Here is a 6,351-nt window from a genome sequence, read left to right on the forward strand (position 1 = left end):
TACAGGGTAGGTGCATTCCAACTGTAGGAGCTGCCGAAGGCTGCGATCTTTTTGCTGATCAAAGCTATAAAACCTGTACGGATTCGATCTCACACCTTCGCTGAAAACCCCTTCCCTGTGTCTAAACCTCCAAACCCCAGTGCAAAAAAGTATCGATCAAAGTGCGATGGATGATTTGTCTCGTGCTCGATTGAAGGCTGTAATCAGCACAGATTCTTCCTGCCTTCGGAAGACACAAAAACAATAACTGTCCTTCTGTAACCCGCCGGGTGCAGAAAAGGAGTGCACGATGCAACCTTCTGTAAAAGCTCTGCTTGCCCTCACCTGCATGACCCTCAGCAGCGTCAGCCTCGGCGCCCAGACCCTGACTATCGCCACCGTCAACAACAGCGACATGATCCGCATGCAAAAGCTCTCGAAAACCTTCGAGGCCGAGCATCCGGAGATCAAGCTCAATTGGGTGGTGCTCGAAGAAAACGTCCTGCGTCAGCGTCTCACCACTGACATCGCCACCCAGGGCGGGCAATTCGACGTGTTGACCATCGGCATGTACGAAGCGGCACTGTGGGGTGCCAAAGGTTGGCTGGAGCCCATGAAGGACTTGCCGGCCAGTTATGCCCTCGACGACGTGTTCCCGTCGGTTCGCGAAGGCCTTTCGGTTAAAGGCACGTTGTATGCCCTGCCGTTCTATGCCGAAAGCTCCATCACCTATTACCGCACCGACCTGTTCAAGGACGCCGGCCTGACCATGCCCGAGCGTCCTACCTGGACCCAGATCAGCGAGTTCGCCAGCAAGCTCACCAACAAAGACAAGGAACAGTACGGCATCTGCCTGCGCGGCAAGGCCGGTTGGGGCGAGAACATGGCGCTGATTACCACTGTTGCCAACGCTTACGGCGCACGCTGGTTCGATGAAAAGTGGCAGCCTGAATTCAATGGTCCAGAGTGGAAAAACGCGTTGAACTTCTATGTCGACACCATGAAAAAATCCGGCCCGCCGGGCGCGTCGAGCAACGGTTTCAACGAAAACCTGGCGTTGTTCAACAGCGGCAAATGCGCAATTTGGGTCGATGCCAGCGTCGCCGGTTCGTTCGTTACCGACAAGACCCAGAGCAAGGTCAGCGATCACGTCGGCTTCACCTACGCACCCCATGAAGTCACCGACAAAGGCTCGGCCTGGTTGTATTCCTGGGCACTGGCGATCCCGACCAGTTCCAAGGCCAAGGACGCAGCGAAGACCTTCAGCGCCTGGGCCACATCGAAGGAATACGGCGAATTGGTCGCCAAAACTGACGGCATCGCCAACGTGCCGCCAGGCACCCGGGCCTCGACCTATAGCGAGGCGTACATGAGCGCCGCGCCGTTTGCCAAGGTCACGCTGGAATCGCTCAAGGCTGCCGATCCGAGCAAGCCGAGCGCCAAACCGGTGCCGTACATCGGCATTCAACTGGTGACCATCCCTGAGTTTCAGGGCATTGGCACCCAGGTCGGAAAATCCTTCTCTGCGGCGCTGATTGGCCAGACCACGGTTGACCAGGCGCTGGCCGCGGCGCAGCAAACCACTGAGCGAGAGATGAAGCGCGCCGGTTATCCCAAATAAACCACTCGCCACTGTAGGAGCCAAGCTTGCTCGCGATGAACGATAACGCGGTCCATCCGAAGGACCGCATCGCGGCAATCGCGAGCAAGCTTTGCTCCTACAGTTGATCTTCATTTGCCTGTAGCCCATCGGTTCTGATCACCATGAATACTTCAACTGCCAAAGCTCACATGGAAATCCCTCAACCGCTGCGTAAAAGCCGGTTGACCAATCCCGGCTGGTTTCTGGTCAGCCCTTCGGTGGCATTGCTGCTGTTGTGGATGATCGTGCCGCTGGGGATGACCGTCTACTTCTCGACCATTCGCTACAACCTGCTCAATCCAGGTGAAAACGAGTTTGTCGGTCTGGAGAACTTCACTTACTTTCTGACCGATTCCGGCTTCCTGCCCGGTGCCTCCAACACCCTGTTGCTGGTGGGCAGCGTGCTGTTGATCAGCGTGGTGTTCGGTGTGCTGATCAGTGCCTTGCTGGAGGCCAGTGAGTTTTTCGGTCGCGGCATCGTGCGGGTCATGCTGATCTCGCCGTTCTTCATCATGCCCACGGTCGGCGCGTTGATCTGGAAGAACCTGATTTTTCATCCGGTGTCGGGGATCCTCGCCTACGTCTGGAAACTGTTCGGCGCGCAACCGGTGGACTGGCTGGCGCACTACCCGCTGCTGTCGATCATCATCATTGTCTCGTGGCAATGGCTGCCGTTTGCCATCCTGATCCTGATGACCGCCATGCAGTCCCTCGACCAGGAACAGAAAGAGGCCGCACGCCTCGACGGTGCCGGGCCGATCGCGATTTTCTGGCACCTGACCCTGCCGCACCTGGCGCGGCCGATTGCGGTGGTGGTGATGATCGAAACCATCTTCCTGCTCTCGGTGTTCGCCGAAATCTTCACCACCACCAACGGCGGCCCCGGCTACGCCTCGACCAACCTTGCCTACCTGATCTACAACCAGGCGCTGGTGCAGTTCGACGTCGGTATGGCGTCCGCTGGCGGTTTGATTGCGGTGGTAATCGCCAATATCGCGGCCATCGTGCTGGTGCGGATGATCGGCAAAAACCTGACAGACAAAGCCTGAGGCCCGCCATGACTCTTCAACAATCCCGCCGCCTGCAAAGCCTGCTGCTCGGCACCCTGGCCTGGGCCATCGCGATCCTGATTTTCTTCCCGATTTTCTGGATGGTGCTGACCAGTTTCAAAACCGAAATCGATGCGTTCGCCACGCCACCGCAGTTCATTTTCACGCCGACGCTGGAGAACTACCTGCACATCAATGAGCGCAGCGATTACTTCAGTTTCGCCTGGAATTCGGTGGTGATTTCCTTCAGCGCCACCGCCCTGTGCCTGCTGATTGCAGTGCCGGCGGCCTACTCCATGGCGTTCTACGAAACCCAGCGCACCAAAGGCACGCTGCTGTGGATGCTCTCCACCAAGATGCTGCCGCCGGTGGGCGTGCTGATGCCGATCTACCTGCTGGCCAAGAGTTTTGGCCTGCTGGACACGCGTATCGCCCTGATCATCATCTACACGCTGATCAACCTGCCGATCGTGGTCTGGATGATTTACACCTACTTCAAGGACATCCCCAAAGACATCCTCGAAGCCGCCCGCCTCGACGGCGCAACACTGTGGCAGGAAATGGTCCGGGTGCTGCTGCCGATCGCGAAGGGCGGCCTGGCATCGACAGTCTTGCTGTCGCTGATCCTGTGCTGGAACGAGGCGTTCTGGTCGCTGAACCTGACCTCGTCTAAAGCCGCGCCGCTGACTGCGCTGATCGCTTCGTACTCAAGCCCCGAAGGACTGTTCTGGGCCAAGTTGTCGGCGGTCTCGACCCTTGCCTGTGCGCCAATCCTGATCTTCGGCTGGATCAGCCAGAAACAACTGGTGCGCGGCCTGTCGTTTGGCGCCGTGAAATGAATCCAAAGCAAAAGATCGCAGCCTGCGGCAGCTCCTACAGGGGAACTGCCGGCCGCCCAAGGCAGGAGCTGCCGAAGGCTGCGATCTTTTGATCTTAAAAAACAACAAGCGGAGGCCCATCATCATGGCCAACCTGAAAATCAAGAATCTGCAAAAAGGCTTCGAAGGCTTTTCCATCATCAAGGGCATCGACCTGGAAGTGAACGACAAGGAGTTCGTGGTCTTCGTCGGCCCGTCAGGCTGCGGTAAATCCACTCTGCTGCGCTTGATCGCCGGCCTCGAGGAAGTCAGCGGCGGCACCATCGAACTCGATGGCCGCGACATCACCGAAGTCAGCCCGGCCAAGCGCGACCTGGCGATGGTGTTCCAGACCTACGCCCTGTACCCGCACATGAGCGTGCGCAAGAACATGTCGTTCGCCCTTGATCTGGCCGGCGTGCCCACGGCCGAAGTGGAAAGGAAAGTCGGCGAAGCGGCGCGCATCCTTGAGTTGGGGCCGATGCTTGAGCGCAAACCCAAGCAACTCTCCGGTGGTCAGCGTCAGCGTGTGGCAATCGGCCGGGCAATCGTGCGCAACCCGAAAATCTTCCTGTTCGACGAACCGTTGTCCAACCTCGACGCGGCCCTGCGGGTGCAAATGCGCCTGGAGCTGCTGCGCCTGCACAAAGACCTGCAAGCGACGATGATCTACGTGACGCACGATCAGGTCGAAGCCATGACCATGGCCGACAAAGTCGTCGTGCTCAATGGCGGTAAGATCGAGCAAGTCGGCTCGCCGTTGGACCTCTATCACCAGCCGGCCAACCTGTTCGTCGCCGGGTTCCTTGGCACACCGAAAATGGGCTTCCTCAAAGGCAACGTCACCCGTGTCGACGGCCAGGGTTGTGAAGTGCAACTGGACGCCGGCACGCGCATCAGCCTGCCGCTGAGCGGTGCCAACCTGAGCGTCGGGGGCGCGGTGACGCTGGGCATTCGTCCGGAACATCTGGAACTGGCCAAACCGGGCGACTGCACCTTGCAAGTCACCGCCGACGTCAGCGAACGCCTGGGCAGCGACACTTTCTGCCACGTTCGAACCGCTTGCGGTGAAGCCCTGACCATGCGCGTACGCGGTGACCTGGCGAGCCGTTATGGCGAAACCCTGAGCCTGCACCTGGACGCCGAACACTGCCATTTATTCGATGCCGACGGCGTGGCGCTGACCCGCCCACTGCGCGTTGCCGCCTGATTCCAGAGAGCTTGTGATGAAACTCAATAAACAGAACCTCCACCGCCTCGCCCCTGAGGTGGTCCTGCCCGCCTACGCCCTGAGCGATACGCGCCAAGGCATCGCCCACATCGGCGTCGGCGGTTTCCACCGCGCGCATCAGGCGTATTACACCGACGCGCTGATGAACACCGGCGAAGGCCTGGACTGGGCGATTTGCGGCGTCGGCCTGCGCGCGGAAGACCGTCGCGCCCGTAATGACCTCAAAGAACAGGATTACCTGTTCACCCTGTTCGAATTGGGTGATACCGACGACACCGAAGTCCGCGTCATTGGCGCCATTCGCGACATGCTGCTGGCCGAGGACGGCGCCCAGGCGCTGATCGACAAACTCGCCGATCCGCAGATCCGGATTGTCTCGCTGACCATCACCGAGGGTGGTTACTGCATCGACGACAGCAACGGCGAGTTCATGGCGCACCTGCCGCAGATCCAGCACGATCTGGCCAACCCGGACGCACCGAAAACCGTGTTCGGTTTTCTCTGCGCGGCACTGGCCAAACGCCGTGCGGCCGGTACGCCTGCGTTCACTTTGATGTCTTGCGATAACCTGCCGCACAACGGCGCGGTGACGCGCAAAGCCCTGTTGGCGTTCGCCACATTGCTCGATTCCGGGTTGCGCGACTGGATCGACGCCAACGTCAGCTTCCCCAATGCCATGGTCGACCGCATCACACCGATGACCAGCACCGAACATCGCCTGCAACTGGCAGACAAACACGGAGTCGACGACGCCTGGCCGGTGGTCTGCGAGCCATTCGTGCAGTGGGTGCTGGAAGACAAATTCGTCAACGGTCGCCCGGCCTGGGAAAAGGTTGGCGTGCAGTTCACCGACGACGTCACGCCTTACGAAGAAATGAAGATAAAGCTGCTGAACGGCAGCCATTTGGCCCTGACGTATCTGGGGTTTTTGAAGGGCTATCGCTTCGTTCACGAAACCATGAACGACCCGTTGTTCGTACGCTACGTGCGCGCCTACATGGATCTGGACGTCACGCCGCAACTGTCGCCGGTCCCGGGCATTGACCTGACTGACTACAAGAACACGCTGGTGGAGCGTTTTTCCAATCAGGCGATCGCCGATCAACTGGAGCGCGTGTGTTCGGACGGTTCGTCGAAGTTTCCGAAATTCACCATTCCGACGATCAACCGCCTGATCGCCGATGGCCGCGAGACCAAGCGTGCGGCGTTGGTGGTGGCGGCATGGGCCTTGTATTTGAAGGGCGTGGATGAGAATGGCGACACCTATACGATCCCGGACCCACGGGCGGTGTTCTGTCAGGCGTTGGTGGCCGATGATGTGTTGATCACCCAGCGGTTGCTGGAAGTTGAAGAGATCTTTGGTACGGCGATTCCCCGCTCGGCGGAGTTTGTCGCGGCGTTTGAGTGGTGCTGCAATAGTTTGCGGGATGTTGGGGTGACGCGGACGTTGGAGCGGGTGCTGGCGTAAGCCATGCGGTGAATCTGCTGCCGCCATCGCGGGCAAGCCCGCTCCCACAAGAATTGCGGTGAACACGGGATTTGTGAGCAACGCTAAACCTGTGGGAGCGGGCTTGCCCGCGATGGGTTTCACAC

Annotated in this window: 5 protein-coding genes; all 5 read left to right on the top strand. The window is 59.2% G+C overall.

All coding sequences use genetic code 11. The annotated features are described in order from the left end of the window. The first annotated feature begins 289 nt into the window (after positions 1-289). The 5 genes from ACW9JC_RS27915 to ACW9JC_RS27935 all read left to right on the top strand — a co-directional run bounded on the left by ACW9JC_RS27915 (position 290) and on the right by ACW9JC_RS27935 (position 6,226). Entirely contained in the window at positions 290-1,600 is a 1,311-nt protein-coding gene (locus ACW9JC_RS27915) for an ABC transporter substrate-binding protein (protein ID WP_338580796.1), read from the top strand. 170 nt (positions 1,601-1,770) lie between these two features. After that, positions 1,771-2,670, top strand: a complete 900-nt coding sequence (locus ACW9JC_RS27920) for a carbohydrate ABC transporter permease (protein ID WP_457459072.1) — start codon at positions 1,771-1,773, stop codon at positions 2,668-2,670. 8 nt (positions 2,671-2,678) lie between these two features. Further along, positions 2,679-3,509 (top strand): carbohydrate ABC transporter permease, encoded by an 831-nt coding sequence (locus ACW9JC_RS27925; RefSeq protein WP_109786963.1) that lies wholly within the window; start codon positions 2,679-2,681, stop codon positions 3,507-3,509. Positions 3,510-3,633: 124 nt separating this feature from the next. Next, the gene (locus ACW9JC_RS27930) at positions 3,634-4,737 is read left to right on the top strand and encodes an ABC transporter ATP-binding protein (protein ID WP_457459068.1); all 1,104 of its coding nucleotides are present in this window, start codon (positions 3,634-3,636) and stop codon (positions 4,735-4,737) included. A gap of 16 nt (positions 4,738-4,753) precedes the next feature. Beyond that, positions 4,754-6,226 (top strand): mannitol dehydrogenase family protein, encoded by a 1,473-nt coding sequence (locus tag ACW9JC_RS27935; RefSeq protein ID WP_457459070.1) that lies wholly within the window; start codon positions 4,754-4,756, stop codon positions 6,224-6,226. The last annotated feature ends 125 nt before the right edge of the window (positions 6,227-6,351 follow it).

Source organism: Pseudomonas sp. SDO5591_S426 (assembly GCF_054070755.1).